Source organism: Streptomyces sp. MAR4 CNX-425, assembly GCF_048656465.1.
Taxonomy (GTDB): Bacteria; Actinomycetota; Actinomycetes; order Streptomycetales; family Streptomycetaceae; genus Streptomyces.
In genome coordinates this window covers 208,936-231,681 of the sequence record NZ_JBMDLF010000003.1, presented here as the reverse complement: position 1 = coordinate 231,681, position 22,746 = coordinate 208,936, and the positions used below count along the sequence as shown (strand labels likewise).

The window sequence follows — 22,746 nt, the reverse complement described above, 5'->3', positions numbered from 1 at the left end:
CAGTGTGCCAAGTAGTCGATGCCAAGTGTTTGTGAAACACAGCATTACAGCAGTAGCGAGGCAGACTCGTTCTGTGGTGCTTTGATTCTGTTGAAGCATTTACGGAGAGTTTGATCCTGGCTCAGGACGAACGCTGGCGGCGTGCTTAACACATGCAAGTCGAACGATGAAGCCCTTTCGGGGGTGGATTAGTGGCGAACGGGTGAGTAACACGTGGGCAATCTGCCCTGCACTCTGGGACAAGCCCTGGAAACGGGGTCTAATACCGGATGTTCACCTCTGGGCGCATGCCTGGGGGTGGAAAGCTCCGGCGGTGCAGGATGAGCCCGCGGCCTATCAGCTTGTTGGTGGGGTGATGGCCTACCAAGGCGACGACGGGTAGCCGGCCTGAGAGGGCGACCGGCCACACTGGGACTGAGACACGGCCCAGACTCCTACGGGAGGCAGCAGTGGGGAATATTGCACAATGGGCGCAAGCCTGATGCAGCGACGCCGCGTGAGGGATGACGGCCTTCGGGTTGTAAACCTCTTTCAGCAGGGAAGAAGCTCCTTGGGGTGACGGTACCTGCAGAAGAAGCGCCGGCTAACTACGTGCCAGCAGCCGCGGTAATACGTAGGGCGCAAGCGTTGTCCGGAATTATTGGGCGTAAAGAGCTCGTAGGCGGCTTGTCGCGTCGGATGTGAAAGCCCGGGGCTTAACCCCGGGTCTGCATTCGATACGGGCAGGCTGGAGTTCGGTAGGGGAGATCGGAATTCCTGGTGTAGCGGTGGAATGCGCAGATATCAGGAGGAACACCGGTGGCGAAGGCGGATCTCTGGGCCGATACTGACGCTGAGGAGCGAAAGCGTGGGGAGCGAACAGGATTAGATACCCTGGTAGTCCACGCCGTAAACGGTGGGCACTAGGTGTGGGCGGCATTCCACGTCGTCCGTGCCGTAGCTAACGCATTAAGTGCCCCGCCTGGGGAGTACGGCCGCAAGGCTAAAACTCAAAGGAATTGACGGGGGCCCGCACAAGCGGCGGAGCATGTGGCTTAATTCGACGCAACGCGAAGAACCTTACCAAGGCTTGACATACACCGGAAAACCGTGGAGACACGGTCCCCCTTGTGGTCGGTGTACAGGTGGTGCATGGCTGTCGTCAGCTCGTGTCGTGAGATGTTGGGTTAAGTCCCGCAACGAGCGCAACCCTTGTCCTGTGTTGCCAGCACGCCCTTCGGGGTGGTGGGGACTCACGGGAGACTGCCGGGGTCAACTCGGAGGAAGGTGGGGACGACGTCAAGTCATCATGCCCCTTATGTCTTGGGCTGCACACGTGCTACAATGGCCGGTACAATGAGCTGCGATGCCGTGAGGTGGAGCGAATCTCAAAAAGCCGGTCTCAGTTCGGATTGGGGTCTGCAACTCGACCCCATGAAGTCGGAGTCGCTAGTAATCGCAGATCAGCATTGCTGCGGTGAATACGTTCCCGGGCCTTGTACACACCGCCCGTCACGTCACGAAAGTCGGTAACACCCGAAGCCGGTGGCCTAACCCCTTGTGGGAGGGAGCCGTCGAAGGTGGGACTGGCGATTGGGACGAAGTCGTAACAAGGTAGCCGTACCGGAAGGTGCGGCTGGATCACCTCCTTTCTAAGGAGCACCGTGCCGCATGCGGGCAAGTGTCCCGCACGGCCAGCTCATGGGTGGAACATCGATTACGCGTCACGGCACACTGTTGGGTATCTGAGAGCGCGGGCACGCAAGTGTCTGTTTCTCTTATGGGTTGTTGTTTGAGAACTGCACAGTGGACGCGAGCATCTGTGGCCAAGTTTTTAAGGGCGCATGGTGGATGCCTTGGCACCAGGAACCGATGAAGGACGTGGGAGGCCGCGATAGGCCCCGGGGAGCTGTCAACCGAGCTGTGATCCGGGGGTGTCCGAATGGGGAAACCCGGCAGTCGTCATGGGCTGTCACCCGCTGCTGAATGTATAGGCAGTTGGGAGGGAACGCGGGGAAGTGAAACATCTCAGTACCCGCAGGAAGAGAAAACAACAGTGATTCCGGGAGTAGTGGCGAGCGAAACTGGATGAGGCTAAACCGTGTGTGTGTGATACCCGGCAGGGGTTGCGCATGCGGGGTTGTGGGAGTTTACGTGACCGGTCTGCCGGCTGGTCGGCGAGTGAGAAACCGTACGTGTAGGCGAAGGGCATGCGAAAGGCCCGGCGTAGAGGGTAAGACCCCCGTAGTCGAAACGTGTACGGCTCGTTGTGAACCACCCAAGTAGCACGGGGCCCGAGAAATCCCGTGTGAATCTGGCGGGACCACCCGCTAAGCCTAAATATTCCCTGGTGACCGATAGCGGATAGTACCGTGAGGGAATGGTGAAAAGTACCGCGGGAGCGGAGTGAAAGAGTACCTGAAACCGTGTGCCTACAAGCCGTGGGAGCGTCGCCGTTGTTCCTTTGGGGACTTCGGTCGTGACTGCGTGCCTTTTGAAGAATGAGCCTGCGAGTTAGCGGTGTGTAGCGAGGTTAACCCGTGTGGGGTAGCCGTAGCGAAAGCGAGTCCTAGCTGGGCGTTGAGTTGCACGCTCTAGACCCGAAGCGGGGTGATCTAGCCATGGGCAGGGTGAAGCGGCTGTAAGAGGTCGTGGAGGCCCGAACCCACCAGGGTTGAAAACCTGGGGGATGACCTGTGGTTAGGGGTGAAAGGCCAATCAAACTCCGTGATAGCTGGTTCTCCCCGAAATGCATTTAGGTGCAGCGTCGTGTGTTGCTTGCCGGAGGTAGAGCTACTGGATAGGCGATGGGCCTTACCGGGTTACTGACCTTAGCCAAACTCCGAATGCCGGTAAGTTGAGCGCGGCAGTGAGACTGCGGGGGATAAGCTCCGTGGTCGAGAGGGAAACAGCCCAGAGCATCGACTAAGGCCCCTAAGCGTATGCTAAGTGGGAAAGGATGTGGAGTCGCAGAGACAACCAGGAGGTTGGCTTAGAAGCAGCCATCCTTGAAAGAGTGCGTAATAGCTCACTGGTCAAGTGATTCCGCGCCGACAATGTAGCGGGGCTCAAGCGTACCGCCGAAGTCGTGTCACTCACACTAGAGCCTTAACGGGTGTGTGGGTGGGTAGGGGAGCGTCGTGTGCCGGGTGAAGCCGCACTGGAAGGTAGTGGTGGACGGTTCGCGAGTGAGAATGCAGGCATGAGTAGCGATACACACGTGGGAAACGTGTGCGCCGATTGACTAAGGGTTCCTGGGTCAAGTTGATCTGCCCAGGGTAAGTCGGGGCCTAAGGCGAGGCCGACAGGCGTAGTCGATGGATAACCGGTTGATATTCCGGTACCCGCTGTGAAGCGCCCAGCATTGAATCAGGTGATGCTAAGCCCGTGAAGCCCCCTCGTTGATCCTTCGGGTGATGCGGGGTGTGGTGGAGCCGGTGACCCGAGCTTGTAGTAGGTGAGTGATGGGGTGACGCAGGAAGGTAGTCCAGCCCGGGCGGTGGTTGTCCCGGGGTAAGGGTGTGGCCCGTTGTGCAGGTAAATCCGTGCAACATGAGGGTGAGACCTGATGCCGAGCCGATTGTGGTGAAGTGGATGATCCTATGCTGTCGAGAAAAGCCTCTAGCGATGTTTCATGGCGGCCCGTACCCGAAACCGACTCAGGTGGTCAGGTAGAGTATACCGAGGCGTTCGGGTGAACTATGGTTAAGGAACTCGGCAAAATGCCCCCGTAACTTCGGGAGAAGGGGGGCCGCTTCTGGTGATGGCTTTTACGGCCGGAGCTGGGGGTGGCCGCAGAGACCAGCGAGAAGCGACTGTTTACTAAAAACACAGGTCCGTGCGAAGCTGTAAGGCGATGTATACGGACTGACGCCTGCCCGGTGCTGGAACGTTAAGGGGACCGGTTAGTCATTCCTTTGGGGTGGCGAAGCTGAGAACTTAAGCGCCAGTAAACGGCGGTGGTAACTATAACCATCCTAAGGTAGCGAAATTCCTTGTCGGGTAAGTTCCGACCTGCACGAATGGCGTAACGACTTCTCGGCTGTCTCAACCATAGGCCCGGTGAAATTGCAGTACGAGTAAAGATGCTCGTTTCGCGCAGCAGGACGGAAAGACCCCGGGACCTTTACTACAGCTTGATATTGGTGTTCGGTTCGGCTTGTGTAGGATAGGTGGGAGACTGTGAAGCGGCCACGCCAGTGGTTGTGGAGTCGTCGTTGAAATACCACTCTGGTCGTGTTGGATGTCTAACCTGGGTCCGTGATCCGGATCGGGGACAGTGTCTGGTGGGTAGTTTAACTGGGGCGGTTGCCTCCTAAAGTGTAACGGAGGCGCCCAAAGGTTCCCTCAGCCTGGTTGGTCATCAGGTGGTGAGTGTAAGTGCACAAGGGAGCTTGACTGCGAGACTGACGGGTCGAGCAGGTGCGAAAGCAGGGACTAGTGATCCGGCGGTGGCTTGTGGGAGCGCCGTCGCTCAACGGATAAAAGGTACCCCGGGGATAACAGGCTGATCTTCCCCAAGAGTCCATATCGACGGGATGGTTTGGCACCTCGATGTCGGCTCGTCGCATCCTGGGGCTGGAGTCGGTCCCAAGGGTTGGGCTGTTCGCCCATTAAAGCGGCACGCGAGCTGGGTTTAGAACGTCGTGAGACAGTTCGGTCCCTATCCGCTGCGCGCGTAGGAGTCTTGAGAAGGGCTGTCCCTAGTACGAGAGGACCGGGACGGACGGACCTCTGGTGTGCCAGTTGTTCTGCCAAGGGCATGGCTGGTTGGCTACGTTCGGGAGGGATAACCGCTGAAAGCATCTAAGCGGGAAGCCTGCTTCGAGATGAGGACTCCCACCCCCTTGTAGGGGTTAAGGCCCCCTGTAGACGACGGGGTTGATAGGCCGGATCTGGAAGCCCTGTGAGGGGTGGAGGTGACCGGTACTAATAGGCCGAGGGCTTGTCCATAGCTGCTTGCGTCCACTGTGTAGGTTCTGAGACAACAACCCGATGTTTTGAGGCATCGTGTTGTGTGTTTCATGGTGTTTCGGTGGTCATAGCGTTGGGGAAACGCCCGGTCTCATTCCGAACCCGGAAGCTAAGCCCGACCGCGCCGATGGTACTGCACGGGGGACCGTGTGGGAGAGTAGGTCACCGCCGAACAATTCTTCATGAAAGCCGTCCCTGGCTCTTCGCCGGGGGCGGCTTTCGTGCGTTACGGTGACCGATATGAGTGGCCGCGCGCACCTGATGTGGGACCAGGCGATGACCGCGTACGACTTCGGTCCCGAACACCCCATGGATCCCGTTCGGTTGGCGCTGACCATGCGTCTCGTCGAGGAGCTGGGGATCGACGGGGCCGATGGAGCCGACGGCCTGAAGGTTGTCGCGGCGCCGGCGGCCGGGGAGTCGACGTTGCGGCTTGTGCACCGGCAGGACTACATCGATGCCGTGCGGCGGGCGTCGGCGGTGCCGGAGGACGCCGATCCCACGTACGGGCTGGGGACGGTGGACGATCCGGCGTTCGCGGGGATGCACGAGACGTCCGCGCTGATCGCCGGGCAGTCGGTGGCGGGGGCGGAGGCCGTGTGGGAGGGGGCGGCGGTGCACGCCGTGAACTTCGCCGGCGGGCTCCATCACGCGATGCCGGGGGCCGCTTCGGGGTTCTGCGTCTACAACGACGCCGCCCTGGCCATCGCCCGGCTGTTGGAGATGGGCGTAGAGCGGGTGGCGTACGTCGATGTGGACGTGCATCACGGTGATGGCGTACAGGCGGCGTTCTGGGATGACCCACGGGTGCTGACCATCTCCGTCCACGAGCACCCCCGCACGCTCTTCCCCCAGACCGGCTGGCCCGAGGAGACCGGTGGCGACGCGGCCGAGGGGCAGTCGGTGAACGTGGCGCTGCCGGCCGGGACCGGGGACGAGGGGTGGCTGCGGGCGTTCCATGCCGTCGTGCCGGAGCTGTTGGGCGCCTGGGGGCCTCAGGTGCTCGTGTCGCAGCACGGGGCCGACACGCACGCCGAGGATCCTCTGGCGCACCTCGCGGTGAGCCTCGACGCGCAGCGTGCGGTGATGGAGACGTGTCACGCTCTCGCGCACGAGCACGCGGACGGGCGCTGGCTGGCCCTGGGCGGGGGCGGCTATGCCGTCGTGGACGTCGTGCCGCGCTCCTGGGCCCATCTGTGCGCCATCGCCGCGGGCCGGCCGGTGGCTCCGGCGACGGAGGTGCCGGAGGAGTGGCGGGCCGAGGCGTTGCGGCGGACCGGGCAGCAGGCGCCGTTCCGTATGACGGACGGGCGTGAGGCCGCCTGGGCGGACTGGGACGCGGGTTACGACCCGGGGTCGGCGCTGGACCGTGCCGTGCGGGCCGCGCGGCGGGCGGTGTTCCCGACGCACGGGCTGTTGCCCTGACCTCTGGTGCCCCGGGCTCCCGGGGGCGAAATATTCGCGAAGCCGCGCGTTCCGCCCGCCGTGGCGGCCAGAGTGGGGCGGGTGTTGACCTACGACCCCGCATTGCGTACGCATCTGCTGGCGACCGGGATCGCCGGCAGCGTGACGACGAGCCGCGACAAGAGCCTCCGCAGGTACCAGCAGTTCGCGGCTCGCGACCCCCGGGTGCTGCTCGGCCTCGAACCGGAACGCGACTGGTCCGTGGCCGAGTTGCTGCGGCTGATGGCCGAACGCTGCGGTACGAGCGGTGATCCGGGCCGGATCTCGGGAACCGAGGTCATCGATCCGGACCGTACGATCGCCGCCCTGGACGCCTTCGCCGAGCGGCTGCGCAGCGCCGCGCGGGACGGCGGGGCTGTCCTGTTCGGGACTGGTCATCCCGATCGGCTCCTCGGCTTCTACGCCCCCTTGGCTGCGGCGCTCTCGGCGGCTGGGTGCGTTGTCCTCACCCCCGGTGAGGGCAGAGATGTCGACATAACGACCCGATTCGGCGTACGTACATACCACCTCGACTACCCCGGGAGCGTCGCCGTGCTGCGGGACCCGGACCCCTCCGCGACCCCCGCCACCAGGGGGGTCCATACTCACTCTCCGCTTCCCCTGCGTGCGGCACTCCGTGCCGCCGCGGACGCGGGCGGGCCGCTGCCCGGGCTGGTGGTGGGCGACCACGGATGGGCCTGCGGGGCTGGTCAGTTGGGCATCGAGGCCATCGGCCTGGCGGACGCCGACGACCCGGCACTCTTCGTCGCCCAGGCGGAGGGCCGCGTGTCCGTCGTCGTCCCTCTTGATGACGCTGTGCAACCGGACAGCTACGGGCCGGTGGCCGACTATGTGCTCAAACACGCCCGTCTGTCACTGTAGCCATGCGATCGCTACTCCTCTTCCCCACTTGCATCACCCGCCCCTAATCTGGGGAGGAGCGCGCATGCGAGGAGGAGGCACCGGAGGGGAAGCCGGTGTCCGTCATGTGCGGAAGGTTCAGGTGTGTCATGGCTGCAAGCGATAAGCCTCTGAATGAGGTTGTGTTCCTGACCGTGGCCGAAGTGGCCGCGGTGATGCGAGTGTCGAAGATGACCGTGTACCGGTTGGTGCACAGCGGCCATCTGCCGGCGATCCGGGTGGGGAGGTCCTTCCGGGTGCCGGAGCAGGCCGTGCACGAATACCTCCGCGAGTCGTATGTGGGGGTGGAGTCCGCCTGACGGGTCGGGCCGGTTGCGCACCCTCGATTACGTCAATCCTGCTCGCCCGGGTAGGCTTGGGCCCCTGTAAGACGTGTGGGCCCTTGCCCGCCCACCCCGACGGAGATGAAGTGAGCGAGGGTACCCGTGGGCTCTGTGATCAAGAAGCGGCGTAAGCGGATGGCGAAGAAGAAGCACCGCAAGCTGCTCAAGCGCACGCGAGTGCAGCGCCGCAACAAGAAGTAGCGGTAGCCCGCACCCGTACCGCCGTCCATCCGCCTTCCCGGCGGGTGGACGGCGGTTGTGCGTGGTGCCGGGTTGTCCTGCGAGTACGGTGGGGCGATCGGCCGCGTACGGCAGGGGCGCGGGCAGCAGGGAGAGGGAGGCGAGGCCCGTGGGCAGGACCGTGCTCGTCACCGGCGTCGCCCGTCCCCTCGTCGGGCGCCTGGTCCGCCGGCTGGTGCGGGAGCCGGACGTGGACCGCGTCATCGGCGTCGACGCCCGGGCGCCGGAGCACGGGCTCGGGGGCGCCGACTTCGTCCCCGCGGACATCCGCCACCCGGTGCTCGCCCGGATCCTCGTCGAGCACGGCGTCGACACCGTCATGCACATGGACGTCACCGGCACCCCGCTCGCGCGCGGCGGCCGGGCGGCGGTCAAGGAGAACAACGTCATCGGCTCGATGCAGCTGCTCGGCGCCTGTCAGCAGGCGCCGCGCGTGCGGCGGCTCGTCGTGAAGTCCACCACCAGCGTCTACGGTTCCGCGCCCCGCGACCCCGCGGTGTTCTCCGAGAGCACGCCGCCCAAGGCGCTGCCCAGCGGCGGCTTCGCGAAGGACGCGGTGGAGGTCGAGGGGTACGTGCGCGGGTTCGCCCGGCGCCGGCCGGACGTGGCCGTGTGCGTGCTGCGCTTCGCCAACATCCTGGGCCCGCGGGTGGACACCCCCCTGGCCGAGTATCTGGCGCTGCCCGCGCTGCCGACCGTCCTCGGCTACGACCCGCGGTTGCAGTTCGTCCACGACGACGACGTCGTCGACGTGCTGCTGCTCGCCGCCGGGGAGCCGCGCCGCGGCACGATCAACAGCGGCACGTTCAACATCGCGGGCGAGGGCGTGCTGCTGCTGTCCCAGGCGGCCCGGCGGCTCGGCCGCCCCACCGTTCCGGTGCCGCTGCCCGCGGTGACGTGGGTGGGGTCGGCGCTGCGGTCGGCGGGGATGACGGACTTCTCGCCGGAGCAGATCCGGCTGCTGACCCACGGCCGGGTGGTGGAGACGACGCAGATGCGCGAGCTGCTGGGCTTCACCCCGCGGTACTCGACGGTGGCGGCGTTCGCCGACTTCGCAGCCGGGCGCGCGGCGGGGCTGCTGCCGCCGGCGGAGGTGCGGCGGGCCGTGGACGCGGTCGGGGAGCTGCTGGGGCTGCCGGGCGTACGGGTCCCGGGGCAGGCGGACGGCGGTGCGAAGGAGCCGGTGCACGATGGCTGACGCGAAGGTGATCCCGTTCGACGACGACCGCTCCCGCGGCGGCGGCAGGCCGCGGCGCCGCCCGGGCGCGGGCCGGCCGCGGCGCGCGGCCGACGGCGGCGGTGAGGGCGCGGAGGCGCCGCTCGCGGCGCTGCCGGGCGGGCAGGGCGCGGCGGACGGCGGGGGCGCGGAGCGTACCGGCGAGGCGGGAGCGGCCGGGGCGGAACGATCCGCCTCCGGCGCAGACTCGGACGCCGCCTCCGACGCCGACGGCGACGCCGCGCACGGCTCCCACGCCGCGTCAGGGGCCCGTACGCGCCCTCCGGGAGCCGACGCCGCCGACGCGGTCGCCCCGGCCCTCCAGGGCGCCCTCGTGGACGTGCTGCCGCGGCTCCTCGGCGGCGGCTGGGAGCGCCGGGCCACGGACGCCCTGGGCTTCCTGCGGCGCCGGCTGACCGGCGACTACGAGGTCGACGAGTTCGGCTACGACGCGGAGCTGACCGACCAGGTGCTCGTGCCGATGTTCCGCCCGGTCTTCGAGAAGTACTTCCGGGTGACGGTCAAGGGCGTCGAGAACATCCCCGACACCGGCGGCGCGCTCGTCGTCTGCAACCACTCCGGCACGCTGCCCTGGGACGGGCTGATGGCCCAGGTCGCCGTGCACGACCACCACCCCGCCGACCGCCATCTGCGGCTGCTCGCGGCCGACCTGGTGTTCGCGCTGCCGTTCGTCAACCAGCTGGCCCGCAAGGGCGGGCACACGCTGGCCTGCGCCGACGACGCGGCGCGGCTGCTGGCGCGCGGCGAGGTCGTCGGCGTGATGCCGGAGGGCTTCAAGGGGATCGGCAAGCCGTTCGCCGAGCGCTACAAGCTCCAGCGCTTCGGCCGCGGCGGCTTCGTCTCGACGGCGCTGCGGGCGCGGGCGCCGATCGTGCCGTGCTCGATCGTCGGGGCGGAGGAGATCTATCCGATGGTCGGCAACGCCCGGACGGTGGCGCGGCTGCTGGGGCTGCCGTACTTCCCGCTGACGCCGACGTTCCCGTGGCTGGGCGCGCTGGGCGCCGTGCCGCTGCCGACGAAGTGGACCATCGAGTTCGGCGAGCCGATTCCCACGGACGGCTATCCGCCGGAGGCGGCGGACGACCCCATGCTGATGTTCAACCTGACCGACCAGGTGCGCGAGACGATCCAGCACACGCTGTACCGGCTGCTCGTCGAGCGGCGGTCGGTCTTCTTCTGACCCGTGGCCGCCGCTCCCCGGCGGCCCCCCGGCTGCTCCTCCGCTATTCCTCCTCCTCGCCGATGTCGAGGCCCAGGTCGGGCAGGGGCAGCAGCGGCGGGAGGGTGATCTCCGGCTTCGTCCCGTCGGGGTCCTGCCCGGTGGGGGAGGAGCTGCCGTCGGTCTCCCGGCCGCCGGACTCCTCCTCGTCGGGCAGGACGCCGCCGATCAGGCCGTCCTCGCCGACCAGCCCGTCCTTCTCGGTGGCGCTGGGCTTCGGCTCGCCGTCGACGCCGACCTCGCCGTCGGCCGTGGCGGTGGGCGAGGGGGCCGGGCCGGACGGGTCGGGGTCGGTGCGCGTGCCGCCGGTGCCCTCGGTGCCGGGTGCGGTGCCGCCGGGGGTGGAGTCGTCCTCGGGGCCGGGCAGCAGCGAGGACAGCGGGGCGACGTCCTGCTTTATGGCGTCGAACACCGAGCTGACCTCGTCGCCCAGCTCGCCCAGCTCGGGCGGGAGCCGGTCGCGGAGCTGCTGCCAACTGCGCTCGTTCTTCTGGGAGAAGGCGGAGAGGGTCTGCATGGGGGCGAGCGAGCCGTTCTCGTCGTACGCGCCGCGCAGCAGCCGGCGGCCTTCGCCGGCGTCGTGCCGTACGTTGTCGAGGGCTTCGCGGATCTCGCCCACGGACTCGATGTCGAGGTCGCCGGCCCGGTCGCGCTCCATGAGGCGGCGGGCCTCGTTGAGCCGGGTGGACGCCTGGTCGAGGTAGATGCGGCCGCGCTCGGTGTCGCCGTCGGCCATGCCGCGGCGCAGGTCCTCCATGCCGCGCTTGAGGCCGTAGAGCGTGTCGCCCGGGAGGGCGTCGGAGCTGACCGCGGCGGCGGCGCTGAAGGCCCCGGCGGCCACGCCGACGCCGACGCCGCCGATGGCCACGCCGCGGGCGAGCCGGGAGCGCGGGCGCAGCCGGGACAGCGGGCCGGCCGCGCGGTGGGCGCCGCGGCGGCGGGGGGCGGGGATGAGGGGCGCGTCCGTGCTCTCCGCGGCGTCCTCGGCGAGGTCCTCGGCGAGCATCGCCTCCATGGCGGCGATGAGCCGGGTCCGCTGCGCGGTCTTGACCTCGGGGTCGAGGGCCGGTCCCGGCACCGAGGCGAGCCGGCCCGCGAGGCCCAGCAGCCGCGCCTGCTCGGGATCTGCCGCCGGCTCCTCCGCCTGCTGCGCCCGAGACTCCTCATCAAGGGCCTGGGCGAAGGCGTTGGCCCGCCGGTGTGCCGATACGGATCCGATCACGGGCGGCACCTCCTGTCGACTCGGGGTCTCTGTGTGGGACTCCCTATCCCGCCCGCAGAGTTGTACTCCTTGACCCAATTCACTCGAAGGGGTGAGCCAGGGTGGACAACTCGCGTCGGAAGAAGCCCTGCTACCCGCTCAACGACGGGCAGGGCAGTCGGGTTACGCGGTGGCGTTGATACTACTCCGGGCGGCGGAGGGGCCCCGGGTATCGGCACTTCCACGACTGGGCGCTCCCGTTCAGCGGGCGTCGTCCGGCAGCAGCCGGGCGAGGGTGCGCACCGCCCGGTACTGGAGGGTCTTGATCGCGCCCTCGTTCTTGCCCATCACCTGAGCCGTCTCGGCCACCGAGAGGCCCTGGAGGAAGCGGAGGGTCACGCACTCCTGCTGCTGTGGGTTGAGCTTCCGTACGGTCTCCAGCAGCGCGGTGTTGGACAGGGACTCCAGGACGGAGTCCTCGGGGCTGCGCTCGGTCTCGCTCGGGTCCAGCATCTCGCCGGTGGTGACCTCCAGGCGGAACCGGCTGGACTTGAAGTGGTCGGCGACGAGGTTGCGCGCGATCGTCACCAGCCAGGCGCCGAAGTCGCGGCCCTGCCAGGTGAACGTGCCGATGCGGCGCAGGGCGCGCAGGAAGGTCTCCGAGGTGAGGTCCTCGGCCGTGGCCCGGCCGCCGACCCGGTAGTAGATGTAGCGGTAGACGGTGTCGGCGTACTGGTCGTAGAGCCGGCCGAACGCCTCGGTCTCGCCCGCCTGGGCGCGCTCGACCAGGTCCATCATGCGGCGGCTGTCGCCGGTCGAGGGCTGGCTGGGCCGGGAGGGCCGGCCGCCGCGCTCGCGGGTGCCCGCGCCGCCGCCCTGGCGCCTGCTGCCGACCGCCGCGCTGCCGTCGGTGAGGGCGTAGGCGGGGCCCCCGGCAGGGCCGGCGGCGGAACCTGCGGCGGGGCCGGCGACGGCCAGGGCGGGCGAGAAGAGGCGCAGTTGCTCGATCACCTGCGCGCGCAGCGTAGCCAGGCCTGAGGCGTCAACCCCGACGTATGGGTACACGGGACTCCCAGAGGCAGTGCTTCCACCGGATTGCGTCTGAGGAGAATAACGCTTCGTGTCGGGCGCGCTACCTCCAGTTGCCTAAATCACCGTTTCCGTCCGATCCATAGCTTATTGACGACCTCTCAAGTATCAGCCGTCGGATTGAGTTTGATCGGTAAGTGACACGAACTGCCTGGTTCGCGGGCGTGTTGTGGGTTACCCGGAGAAATCGGTCAGCAGGCGGTGTCGGCCCTCGCGTCAGCGGCGGCGGCGCTGCAACGCGGCCGCCGCGGCGGCCCCGCCCGCCACCGCGCCGACGCCCGCCGCGGCCGGGATGCCGACCTTGGCCGCCTTGCGGCCGGTGCGGTAGTCGCGCAGCCGCCAGCCGTGTTCGCGCGCGTGCTTGCGCAGCCGGGCGTCGGGGTTGATCGCGTACGGGTGGCCGACGAGGGAGAGCATCGGGATGTCGTTGGCCGAGTCGCTGTACGCGGCGCAGCGGGCCAGCTCCAGCGTCTCGGCGGCGGCCAGGGCCCGTACCGCCTCGGCCTTGGCGGGGCCGTGCAGCACCTCGCCGACGAGCCGGCCGGTGTAGACGCCGCCGACGGACTCCGCGACCGTGCCCAGCGCGCCGGTGAGGCCGAGGCGGCGGGCGATGATGGTCGCGGTCTCGACGGGGGCGGCGGTGACGAGCCACACCTTCTGGCCCGCGTCCAGGTGCGCCTGGGCCAGCGCGCGGGTGCCGGGCCAGATGCGCTCGGCCATGTACTCGTCGTAGATCTCCTCGCCCATCTCCATGAGGTCGGCGACGCGATGGCCCTGCACGATGGACAGCGCGCTGGACTGCGCGTCCTCCATGTGCCCGGAGTTCTCGGCGCCGGCGAGGCGGAAGTACGCCTGCTGCCAGGCGAACCGGGCGAGGTCGCGGGTGCGGAAGAACTTGCGCTTGTACAGCCCGCGCCCGAAGTGGTACAGCGCGGCGCCCTGCATGATCGTGTTGTCGAGGTCGAAGAAGGCCGCCGCGTGGACGTCGCCGGCGACGGGGAAGTCCGGCTCCGCCTCCTCCGCCTCCTCCGCCGCCTCTTCCGCGGCGCCCTCCGCGGTCGCCGCGCCCGCGGCGAGGGCGGCTTCCGCCTCGGCCCGGGTGGCGTGCTCCAGCTCCTGCGACGTCTTCCGCGCCGCCTCGGCCGCGGCCTCGCCGGCCGCGACGCTGCGCGCGGTCGCGCGGCGCCGGGAGGGGAGCCATCCGAATGCCGCCATGCCGATGAGCATAACGGTGTGCGGCGGGCCGGCCGGTGTCGAGGGACCGCGGCTCCGGAGGCGCCGGCGTGAACTCCCGGGTGGGGTTCCGGGCGGCTCCGCCCGCTTGTTGTCCGGCTGTGTCCAGGTTCCGTTAGTCCTCTGCTTCTTCTTTGTCCGACTCTGATCGGTTCCGCGCGGACCCGCACGGCGTTCGCGGGCGGCACAATCGAAGGCATGAGCCTGCTGCGACGTAAGGGCGGCGCGTCCGCGCCCGCCGCCGCCGACCGGACCGTGACCCTCATCGGCAAGCCCGGCTGCCATCTGTGCGACGAGGCGCGCGAGGTGGTCGTCTCCGTGTGCGCGGAGCTGGGCGCCGGGTGGGAGGAGAAGGACATCACCGCGGACGAGGAGCTGCACCGCCGCTACTGGGAGCAGATCCCGGTGGTCCTCGTGGACGGTGAGCAGCACGACTTCTGGCGGGTGGACCCCGGGCGGCTGCGGCGGGCGCTGCGGTCGTGAGGTGCGGGGTGAGGCACGGGGTGACGCCCGTCACTTTGCCCGGACAAAGCGGACAGTATCTTTGTGCACGCGTTCACAAAGGCATAGCCTTCTCCCATCAGTGCGGTTTCGCCCCGGCGGGCCGTACGCGGCACCGCACGAGCGTCAGGAGCACCGTGGCAACTGGCCGAACCCACCGAACGGCGACCCGGAGCCGAGGGATCCCCGAGGCCACCGTCGCCCGGCTCCCGCTGTATCTGCGGGCCCTCACGGCGCTCTCCGAGCGCTCCGTGCCCACGGTCTCGTCCGAGGAGCTGGCCGCCGCCGCCGGCGTCAACTCGGCGAAGCTGCGCAAGGACTTCTCCTACCTCGGCTCGTACGGCACCCGCGGGGTCGGCTACGACGTCGAGTACCTCGTCTACCAGATCTCCCGCGAGCTCGGCCTGACCCAGGACTGGCCCGTCGTCATCGTCGGTATCGGCAACCTCGGCGCCGCCCTCGCCGGCTACGGCGGCTTCGCCTCCCGCGGCTTCCGCGTCGCCGGGCTGATCGACGCCGACCGGGCCATGACCGGCAAGCAGGTCGCGGGCCTGACCGTGCGGCACACCGACGAGCTGGAGCCGCTCATCAAGGAGAGCGGCGTCTCCATCGGCGTCATCGCCACCCCGGCGGGCGCCGCGCAGGCGGTCTGCAACCGGCTGGTGGAGGCCGGGGTCACCTCCATCCTCAACTTCGCGCCCACCGTGCTGAACGTCCCCGACGGCGTCGACGTACGGAAGGTCGACCTGTCGATAGAGCTTCAGATCCTCGCCTTCCACGAGCAGCGCAAGGCCGGCGAGGAGGCCGAGCTGCGCGACGCCGCCGCGGCGTCCGCCGCCGCCGCGCAGGGCGCCACCGCGGAGGGCGGCCCGGCGGCGCCCCCGGTCGCCGCGAAGAAGCGCACCAAACAGGGGCCCGACGGGGACGTACCCGCCGTGATGCCCGCATGAGTGTCCTCGTCGTCGGCCTCAGCCACCGCAGCGCGCCCGTGAGCGTGCTGGAGCGCGCGTCGCTCGCGCCGGACGCGCGCGGGAAGCTGCTCGCGGACGCGGTGGCGGCGGTGCCGGTCACGGAGGCGGCGGTGCTGGCCACGTGCAACCGGATAGAGCTGTACGCCGCGGTTGACAAGTTCCACGCGGGCGTCGCCGAGCTGTCGACGCTGCTGGCGCAGCACGCGGGCGTGAGCCTGGAGGAGCTGACGCCGCACCTGTACGTGCACTACGAGGACCGCGCCGTGCACCACCTGTTCTCGGTGGGCTGCGGGCTGGACTCGATGGTGGTCGGCGAGGGGCAGATCCTCGGCCAGATCAAGGAGTCCCTGGCGCTGGGGCAGCGGCTGCACACCGCGGGCCGGACGCTGAACGACCTGTTCCAGCAGGCGCTGCGGGTCGGCAAGCGGGCGCACAGCGAGACGGGCATCGACAAGGCGGGGCAGTCGCTGGTCTCGTTCGGGCTGGCGCAGCTCGCGGGCGGGGCGCCGGTCGCGGAGTGGGCGGCGGGCCGCCGGGGGCTGGTGATCGGCGCGGGGTCGATGTCGGCGCTGGCGGCGACGACGCTGGCGCGCGCGGGGGCGGCGGAGCTGGTGATCGCCAACCGCACGTACGAGCGCGCCGAGCGCCTGGCGGCGAGCCTGAACGCGGGCTCGCCTGCGGCGGGCGCGGCGGGGATCCCGGCGCAGGGCGGGGCCGTTCCGGCTCCGGTACCGGTGGCGGCGCGTGCGGTGCGGGTGGAGGAGATCGCCGAGGAGCTGGCGGCGGCGGACGTGGTCGTGTCGTGCACGGGCGCAACGGGCCTGGTGCTGACGGCGGACGACGTACACGAAGCGCTGCGCCGCCGCGCGGCGGGCGCGGGCGGCGGTGCCGGGGCACCGGGCGCCGGCGGGGCGGATGGTGACGGTACGACGGGCCGGGGCCCTGCGGGCCCGGGCGCTGACGCGCTGGGTCCCGACGGATCGGACAGGGATGACGTGCGTGTGGCTCCCGGCCACCGCGCCGGAGGCGCGGGTGGCGCGGCTGCCGAAGACGGCGGTCCCTCGTCCGCACCCGGCGTCGCCGCAGGCGGTCTCGCGCTGCTCGACCTCGCCATGCCGCGTGACATCGATCACGCCCTGCACGACACCCCCGGCATCCGGTTCGTCGACATCGAGACCCTCGCCGGCGCCTCCGCCGACGCGCCCATGGCCGCCGACGTGGACCAGGTGCGGGCCCTGGTGGCCGAGGAGGTCGACGTCTTCGGCGCCGCGCAGCGGGCCGCCGGGATCACGCCCACCGTGGTCGCGCTGCGGACCATGGCCCAGGACGTCGTCGCGGGCGAGATCGCCCGTTTGGAGGGTAGGCTGCCCGGGCTCGACGAACGTCAGCGGGCCGAGGTGGCGCAGACCGTGCGCCGCGTCGTCGACAAGCTGCTGCACGCGCCGACCGTACGGGTCAAGGAGCTGGCCGCCACCCCCGGAGGAGCCGGGTACGCGGACGCCCTGCGGGAGCTCTTCGACCTCGACCCGGCCACCGTCGACGCCGTCAGCCGCGCGGACTCGGGCCGCGCGGCGGCCAGCGCACGCAGCGAACGGGAGCCGTCATGACCGCAGCCAAGCCGACGCCGGGCGCCCCGGCGCCCCCGGCGCAGGCGACTTCGGCGCACGAGCCGCAGGGCGCGCACGAGGCGCCGCGGTTCCGGCGCCCGCTGCGCCTCGGCACCCGGCGCAGCAAGCTCGCGCTCGCGCAGTCCGAGCGGGTTGCCGAATCGGTACGCCGCATCACCGGCCGCCCCGTCGAGCTGGTCGAGATCACCACGTACGGGGACGTCTCCCGCGCGCACCTCTCCGAGATCGGCGGCCAGGGCGTCTTCGTCGCCGCGCTCCGCGAGGCCGTCGTGCACGGCGAGGTCGACCTCGCCGTGCACTCGCTCAAGGACCTGCCGACCGCACAGCCCGACGAACTGGTGATCGCCGCCGTCCCGCCCCGCGAGGACCCGCGCGACGCGCTCGTCGCCCGCGACGGCCTCGGCTTCGAGCAGCTGCTCGAAGCCGGCGCCCGGCCCCGTATCGGCACCGGCTCGGCGCGCCGCGCCTGCCAGCTGCACGCCTGGGCCCGCTCCCGCGGCGGCGCGATCGAGACCGTCCCGGTCCGCGGGAACGTCGGCACCCGCATCGGGTTCGTCCACAAGGGGGAGCTGGACGCCGTCGCGCTCGCCGCCGCGGGGCTCAGCCGCCTCGGCCGGCTCGCCGAGGCCACCGAGCTGATCTCCCTCGACACCGTCTTGCCCGCCCCCGGCCAGGGGGCCCTGGCGGTCGAGTGCGCCTCGTCGAGCGCGCGCCTGACCGCCCAGCTCGCGGAGCTCGACGACCCGCAGACGCGGGTCGCCGTCACCGCCGAGCGGACGCTGCTCGCCGCCCTGGAGGCCGGCTGCAGCGCGCCCCTGGGCGCGCTCGCCGACCTGCACGCGGAGGGTCCCTCCGGGGCCGACATGGGCACAGCGTCCACTGCCACCGAGATGCGCCTGCGCGGCGTCGTCGGCACCCCCGACGGCTCCGCGCTGGTGCAGCTGTCCGCCACCGGCCCCGTGCCGGCGTCGTACGACGACGCCGTGGCGCTCGGAAGCGAGCTCGCAGAAGAGATGCTCGCCAAGGGCGCGGCCGGTCTGATGGGGGAGCGAGCACTTTGAGCCCCACACCTTCGATCCGTAAGGCCGGCGCGTCGGCGCGTACCGCAGCGACCGGCGCGGCCCGGCCGCCCGGTCCCGCCGCCCGCGGCCACGTCACCTTCCTGGGCGCGGGCCCCGGAGATCCGGGACTGCTGACGCTGCGCGCCGTGGAAGCGCTGTCAGCCGCGGACGTCCTGGTCGCCGACCCGAAGGTCCTCGCCGTCGTACGCGCCCACGCGCGCGCCGGCGCGGTCTCACCGCCGACCGCCCCGCCGGAGCCGGCGGCCGTGGCCGGCGCGGCGGATCCAGCCGCCGCCGACGGAGCGCCAACTACCGCTGACGCGAGCCATCTTGTCATGGAGGCCGCGCGCGCCGGCAGGCGGGTCGTGCATGCCGTGGCGGGCGATCCGGGCCTCGACGGCGGCGCCGCGCAGGCCATGCGCGAGTGCGCGGCCGAGGGCATCTCCTTCGAGGTGGTGCCCGGGGTCGCGACCGCCGTCGGCGTGCCCGCGTACGCCGGCGTGCCGCTGCACGACCCCGAGGGCACGGACGTGCGCGTCGTGGACGCCGCGACCGCCTCGGAGCAGATCTGGGGCGAGGCCGGCGCGAGCGACTGCACGCTGGTGGTGCAGACGTCGCTGGAGGCCGCCGCGGCGACCGCCCGCGAGCTGGTCGCCGCCGGCCGCAAGCCGGACACCCCGATGACGGTCACGCTCGCCGGTACGACGACGCGGCAGCGGACGTTCAGCGCCACGCTCGGCAGCGTCGCGCAGGTGCTGAAGTCGGCGAAGGTGCTGCCGTCGCCGGACGCCGGGCAGGCGGTGATAGCGGTCGTCGGCGAGCAGAGCGCGCCGGCCCGCCGGGAGCAGCTGGCCTGGTTCGAGTCCAAGCCGCTCTTCGGCTGGCACGTGCTCGTGCCGCGGACGAAGGAGCAGGCCGCGTCGCTGTCCGAGCAGCTGCGCTCGTACGGCGCCGTGCCGCACGAGGTGCCGACGATCGCCGTCGAGCCGCCGCGCACCCCGCAGCAGATGGAGCGGGCGGTCAAGGGCCTGGTCACCGGGCGGTACGAGTGGATCGCCTTCACCTCCGTCAACGCCGTCAAGGCGGTGCGGGAGAAGTTCGAGGAGTACGGGCTCGACGCCCGCGCGTTCGCCGGGATCAAGGTCGCCGCGGTCGGCGAGCAGACGGCGGCGGCGCTGGTGGAGTTCGGCGTACGGCCCGACCTCCAGCCCAGCGGCGAGCAGTCCTCGCACGGGCTGCTGGAGGACTGGCCGCCGTACGACCCGGTCTTCGACCCGATCGACCGGGTGTTCCTGCCGCGCGCCGACATCGCCACCGAGACGCTGGTGGCGGGGCTGAAGGACCTCGGCTGGGAGGTCGACGACATCACCGCCTACCGCACGGTGCGCGCGTCGCCGCCGCCGGCCGAGACCCGGGAGGCGATCAAGGGCGGCGGGTTCGACGCCGTGCTGTTCACGTCGTCCTCGACGGTGCGGAACCTCGTCGGCATCGCCGGCAAGCCGCACAACGTCACGGTCATCGCCTGCATCGGGCCGGCGACGGCGAAGACCGCCGAGGAGCACGGGCTGCGCGTCGACGTCATGGCGCCGGAGCCGTCCGTGCACCGGTTGGCGGAGGCGCTGGCGGAGTTCGGCACGCGGCGCCGGGCGGCGGCGGTGGAGGCCGGGGAGCATGTCACCCGGCCCAGCGAGCGCAGGCCGCGGCGGCGGGCGCGGACGACGACGCCGGGCTGACGGCACCCCGGCGGGGAGTGTCACCGGCGGGGCGTACGGTGGAGGGCATCCGGCCCCCCGCCGCCCGCTGGGGGGCGCGTCCGTTCGTGCCTCCCCACTCGTGGGCGGGGCGCCCCACGGAGGTAAGCGCACGTGTCCGACGCCCCAGACAGCGCAGCCCCGCGCACCGGCACCGTCACCCGTCCCGTCGTCCGCCCGCGGCGCCTGCGCACCACGCCCGCGCTGCGGCGCATGGTCGCCGAGACCCGGCTGCACCCGGCGGAGCTGATCCTGCCCGCCTTCGTACGCGAGGGCCTCGACGAGCCGGCGCCGATCTCCGCCATGCCCGGCGTCGTGCAGCACACCCGCGACAGCCTGAAGAAGGCCGCCGCCGAGGCGGTCGCCGCGGGCGTCGGCGGGATCATGCTCTTCGGCGTGCCGGAGGAGTCGAAGAAGGACGCGGCCGGGTCTGCGGGCACGGACCCCGACGGCATCCTCCAGGTCGCGCTGCGCGACGTGCGGGCGGAGGTCGGGGACGAGCTGGTGGTCATGTCCGACGTGTGCCTGGACGAGACCACCGACCACGGGCACTGCGGCGTGCTGGACGCCGCCGGCCGGATCGACAACGATGCGACGCTCGCGCGGTACGCGGAGATGGCCGTGGTGCAGGCCGACGCCGGGGCGCACGTGCTGGGCCCGAGCGGCATGATGGACGGCCAGGTCGCGGTGATCCGCGAGGCGCTGGACCGGGCGGGCCACACGGACACGGGGGTCCTCGCCTACACCGTGAAGTACTCGTCCGCCTTCTACGGGCCGTTCCGCGAGGCGATCAACTCCTCGCTGGAGGGCGACCGCAGGACGTACCAGCAGGACCCGCCGAACGCGCGCGAGGCGCTGCGCGAGCTGTCCCTCGACCTCGCCGAGGGCGCCGACATGGTGATGGTCAAGCCGGCCGGGCCGTATCTGGACGTGCTGCGCCGGGTCGCCGACGAGTCGGACGTGCCGGTGGCGGCGTACCAGATCTCCGGCGAGTTCGCGATGGTCGAGCTGGCGGCGGAGCGCGGCTGGGTGGACCGGGAGACGGCGATGATGGAGACGCTGACGGGGATCCGGCGGGCCGGCGCGCAGCTCATCCTCACGTACTGGGCGACCGAGGCGGCCCACCGGCTGCGCGACTGACGCCCCGCGGGGTCGCGGGGCGCCGGCCGCACCGCCGGCAGTGGCCGCCTGCCTCTGGTCGTACGGAACGGGGTCAGCGGCGCCGGGCGCGCAGCACCGCGTCGTGGTGCTCGGCCGGCTCGCCGTCCTCGCCATGGCCGCCGTCGCCGCCGTGTCCGTCGCCGTCGTGCGTGTGCTGCGGCTCGTGGCCCACCGGGGCCGACCGGGTCCGGACCTCCGCCGTGACGACGTCCCAGTCCGCCGGCGCCAGGTCCGCCGCCACGTCCTGCGCGGTGAAGTGCACCCCCGGGTGCTCCTCGGCCATCGACCGGGCACGCGGGTCCGTCTCGTGGTGGCCGACGACGAGCAGCGTGCCGCCCGGGGCGACCGCCGCCGCGAGGCGGCGCATCAGCGTCTCGCGGGACGCCGTCGTGTGCACGTAGTGGGTGGTGACCAGGTCGAAGGGCGCGCCGTCGGGGGTGGTGTCCGTCAGGTCGGCCCGGAGCCAGGTGATCCGCCCGGCGACCTCCGGGCCGCGGGCCTCGGCGTGCGCGCGGGCGCGGTCGAGGGCGGTCCCGGAGATGTCCGCCGCCGTGACCCGCCAGCCGCGCTCGGCGAGCCAGACGGCGTCGGCGCCCTCGCCGCAGCCGGCGTCCAGGGCGGTGCTGGGCGGCAGGTCCGCGATCTCGGTCACGAGCTGGGGGTTGGGCCGGCCGCTCCAGACCGCGTCCCGGCCCCGGTACATCTCCTCCCAGTACGCCTCGCCGAACTCTTCCGTCGCGTTCGTCATCGTCGATCCCTCCCGATCGGTTCGTACGTCATACGCGGACCCGGCGGGCCGCGACCGCCCGGCGGGCGTCCTCGGCGGCCAGGTCGGCGTTGATCTGGGCACCCGCCATCGCGCCGGCCGCCGCGGCGGCGCCGACCTGGGCGGCCATGTCGGTGGCGTTGCCCGCGGCCCACACGCCGGGCACGTCGGTGCGGCCGGTGGCGTCGGCGGGGATGTGCTCGCCCATGCCGGACGGGTGCGGCACGGCCGTGAGGCCCAGCCCGGCCAGGAACCCGCCGCGCGCCACCATGCGCGTCGCCACCGCGAGCGCCTCGCGGGGGACCACCGTGCCGTCCGCGAGCCGTACGCCCGCCAGCCGGTCGCCGGCGACCGCGAGGCCCGTCACCGTGCCGGTGACGACCCGTACGCCGAGGGCGTCCAGCTGCTCGGCGGCCTCGCCGTCCGGGGGCCCGGCGGTGTGCGCGAAGTACGTCACGTCGTCGCTGAGCTGCCGGAACAGCAGCGTCTGGTGCAGCGACATCGGCCCGGTCGCGAGCACACCGATCGCCTGGTCGCGGACCTCCCAGCCGTGGCAGTACGGGCAGTGCAGCACGTCGCGGCCCCAGCGCTCGCGCAGCCCGGTCACCGGCGGCAGCTCGTCGACGAGCCCGGTGGTGACCAGCAGCCGGCGGGCGCGTACGGACCGGCCGTCGGCGAGCGCGACGGTGAAGCCGGGGCTCTCGCCGCCGCCGGCGTCAGCCGCGCCGCCGGCGTCCGCCTCGTTGCCGCGCGTCGCGCCGGTGACCTCGCCGGTCACCACGTGGCCCCCGTAGCCGCGCACCTCCGCCCGCCCGCGGGCCAGCAGCTCGCCCGGCGGCATGCCCTCGCGGGCCAGCAGCCCGTGCACGCCGTCCGCCGGCGCGTTGCGCGGCGCGCCCGCGTCGATCACCGCCACGGAGCGGCGGGAGCGGGCCAGCATCAGGGCGCCGTTCAGGCCGGCGGCGCCGCCGCCGACCACCGCTACCTCGTAGCTCTCCGCGAGTTCGTCGGTCTTCTCCGCCGTGTCCGTCACGTCGACCACCTCCAT

General features: G+C 70.9%; 17 protein-coding genes and 3 rRNA genes. 15 read left to right on the top strand and 5 right to left on the bottom strand.

All coding sequences use genetic code 11. The annotated features are described in order from the left end of the window. Positions 1-98 precede the first annotated feature (98 nt). The 9 genes from ACHZ99_RS10735 (at position 99) to ACHZ99_RS10695 (ending at position 10,297) form a co-directional block, all read left to right on the top strand. Positions 99-1,631, top strand: a 16S ribosomal RNA gene (locus ACHZ99_RS10735). A 172-nt stretch (positions 1,632-1,803) separates the two neighbouring features. Beyond that, positions 1,804-4,932: ribosomal RNA gene (locus tag ACHZ99_RS10730) — 23S ribosomal RNA — on the top strand. Positions 4,933-5,010: 78 nt separating this feature from the next. Next, positions 5,011-5,127: ribosomal RNA gene (gene rrf, locus ACHZ99_RS10725) — 5S ribosomal RNA — on the top strand. Together the 16S, 23S and 5S rRNA genes form the textbook arrangement of a ribosomal RNA operon. Positions 5,128-5,193: 66 nt before the next feature. After that, positions 5,194-6,378 (top strand): acetoin utilization protein AcuC, encoded by a 1,185-nt coding sequence (locus ACHZ99_RS10720; protein WP_420304231.1) that lies wholly within the window; start codon positions 5,194-5,196, stop codon positions 6,376-6,378. Between the two features lie 81 nt (positions 6,379-6,459). Beyond that, positions 6,460-7,278, top strand: a complete 819-nt coding sequence (locus ACHZ99_RS10715) for a phosphatase (protein ID WP_420304230.1) — start codon at positions 6,460-6,462, stop codon at positions 7,276-7,278. A 128-nt stretch (positions 7,279-7,406) separates the two neighbouring features. After that, entirely contained in the window at positions 7,407-7,616 is a 210-nt protein-coding gene (locus ACHZ99_RS10710; protein ID WP_158691643.1) for a helix-turn-helix domain-containing protein, read from the top strand. A 126-nt stretch (positions 7,617-7,742) separates the two neighbouring features. After that, positions 7,743-7,841: a 30S ribosomal protein bS22 gene (locus tag ACHZ99_RS10705; RefSeq protein ID WP_003948845.1), complete on the top strand. Its 99-nt coding sequence runs from the start codon at positions 7,743-7,745 to the stop codon at positions 7,839-7,841. Between the two features lie 148 nt (positions 7,842-7,989). Further along, complete coding sequence (locus ACHZ99_RS10700; protein WP_420304229.1) at positions 7,990-9,078, top strand: NAD-dependent epimerase/dehydratase family protein; 1,089 nt, start codon at positions 7,990-7,992, stop codon at positions 9,076-9,078. After that, positions 9,071-10,297 (top strand): lysophospholipid acyltransferase family protein, encoded by a 1,227-nt coding sequence (locus ACHZ99_RS10695; RefSeq protein ID WP_420304228.1) that lies wholly within the window; start codon positions 9,071-9,073, stop codon positions 10,295-10,297. Before ACHZ99_RS10700 ends, ACHZ99_RS10695 begins: the two co-directional genes overlap by 8 nt. A gap of 43 nt (positions 10,298-10,340) precedes the next feature. Here ACHZ99_RS10695 and ACHZ99_RS10690 read toward each other — a convergent pair whose 3' ends face one another. From ACHZ99_RS10690 to ACHZ99_RS10680, 3 genes are all read right to left on the bottom strand, one after another. After that, positions 10,341-11,558, bottom strand: coding sequence for a DUF5667 domain-containing protein (locus tag ACHZ99_RS10690; RefSeq protein WP_420304227.1), 1,218 nt, complete (start codon positions 11,556-11,558; stop codon positions 10,341-10,343). A gap of 240 nt (positions 11,559-11,798) precedes the next feature. Next, positions 11,799-12,602, bottom strand: coding sequence for an ECF subfamily RNA polymerase sigma factor, BldN family (locus ACHZ99_RS10685; RefSeq protein ID WP_420304226.1), 804 nt, complete (start codon positions 12,600-12,602; stop codon positions 11,799-11,801). A 240-nt stretch (positions 12,603-12,842) separates the two neighbouring features. Continuing rightward, positions 12,843-13,841, bottom strand: a complete 999-nt coding sequence (locus ACHZ99_RS10680; RefSeq protein WP_420304225.1) for an HAD family hydrolase — start codon at positions 13,839-13,841, stop codon at positions 12,843-12,845. Positions 13,842-14,057: 216 nt separating this feature from the next. Here ACHZ99_RS10680 and ACHZ99_RS10675 point away from each other — a divergent pair, with 216 nt between their 5' ends. From ACHZ99_RS10675 to hemB, 6 genes are all read left to right on the top strand, one after another. After that, entirely contained in the window at positions 14,058-14,342 is a 285-nt protein-coding gene (locus ACHZ99_RS10675; protein WP_420304224.1) for a glutaredoxin family protein, read from the top strand. Positions 14,343-14,497: 155 nt separating this feature from the next. Next, positions 14,498-15,310, top strand: coding sequence for a redox-sensing transcriptional repressor Rex (locus ACHZ99_RS10670; protein ID WP_420304223.1), 813 nt, complete (start codon positions 14,498-14,500; stop codon positions 15,308-15,310). Then, complete coding sequence (locus ACHZ99_RS10665) at positions 15,307-16,938, top strand: glutamyl-tRNA reductase (RefSeq protein ID WP_420304222.1); 1,632 nt, start codon at positions 15,307-15,309, stop codon at positions 16,936-16,938. The genes ACHZ99_RS10670 and ACHZ99_RS10665 overlap by 4 nt, the downstream gene beginning before the upstream one ends. Beyond that, positions 16,935-18,020 carry a hydroxymethylbilane synthase gene (hemC, locus tag ACHZ99_RS10660; protein ID WP_420304221.1) on the top strand — a complete coding sequence of 362 codons (1,086 nt, stop codon included), beginning with the start codon at positions 16,935-16,937 and terminating at the stop codon, positions 18,018-18,020. Before ACHZ99_RS10665 ends, hemC begins: the two co-directional genes overlap by 4 nt. A gap of 101 nt (positions 18,021-18,121) precedes the next feature. Beyond that, the gene (locus ACHZ99_RS10655) at positions 18,122-19,753 is read left to right on the top strand and encodes a uroporphyrinogen-III synthase (RefSeq protein WP_420304679.1); all 1,632 of its coding nucleotides are present in this window, start codon (positions 18,122-18,124) and stop codon (positions 19,751-19,753) included. A 132-nt stretch (positions 19,754-19,885) separates the two neighbouring features. Continuing rightward, positions 19,886-20,911, top strand: coding sequence for a porphobilinogen synthase (hemB, locus tag ACHZ99_RS10650; protein WP_420304220.1), 1,026 nt, complete (start codon positions 19,886-19,888; stop codon positions 20,909-20,911). A 73-nt stretch (positions 20,912-20,984) separates the two neighbouring features. On the opposite strand, the gene ACHZ99_RS10645 is transcribed toward hemB, so the two are convergent. Beyond that, entirely contained in the window at positions 20,985-21,680 is a 696-nt protein-coding gene (locus ACHZ99_RS10645) for a class I SAM-dependent methyltransferase (protein WP_420304219.1), read from the bottom strand. Between the two features lie 28 nt (positions 21,681-21,708). Continuing rightward, a complete protein-coding gene (locus tag ACHZ99_RS10640) occupies positions 21,709-22,746 on the bottom strand; it encodes an NAD(P)/FAD-dependent oxidoreductase (protein ID WP_420304218.1) in 1,038 nt (345 codons plus the stop codon).

Coding starts and splice junctions, on each gene's coding strand:
- ACHZ99_RS10720 (WP_420304231.1), top strand. CDS start 5,194: ATGAGTGGCCGCGCGCACCTGATGTGGGACCAGGCGATGACCGCGTAC.
- ACHZ99_RS10710 (WP_158691643.1), top strand. CDS start 7,407: ATGGCTGCAAGCGATAAGCCTCTGAATGAGGTTGTGTTCCTGACCGTG.
- ACHZ99_RS10695 (WP_420304228.1), top strand. CDS start 9,071: ATGGCTGACGCGAAGGTGATCCCGTTCGACGACGACCGCTCCCGCGGC.
- ACHZ99_RS10680 (WP_420304225.1), bottom strand. CDS start 13,841: ATGGCGGCATTCGGATGGCTCCCCTCCCGGCGCCGCGCGACCGCGCGC.
- ACHZ99_RS10675 (WP_420304224.1), top strand. CDS start 14,058: ATGAGCCTGCTGCGACGTAAGGGCGGCGCGTCCGCGCCCGCCGCCGCC.
- ACHZ99_RS10665 (WP_420304222.1), top strand. CDS start 15,307: ATGAGTGTCCTCGTCGTCGGCCTCAGCCACCGCAGCGCGCCCGTGAGC.
- hemC (WP_420304221.1), top strand. CDS start 16,935: ATGACCGCAGCCAAGCCGACGCCGGGCGCCCCGGCGCCCCCGGCGCAG.
- ACHZ99_RS10645 (WP_420304219.1), bottom strand. CDS start 21,680: ATGACGAACGCGACGGAAGAGTTCGGCGAGGCGTACTGGGAGGAGATG.
- ACHZ99_RS10640 (WP_420304218.1), bottom strand. CDS start 22,746: ATGGAGGTGGTCGACGTGACGGACACGGCGGAGAAGACCGACGAACTC.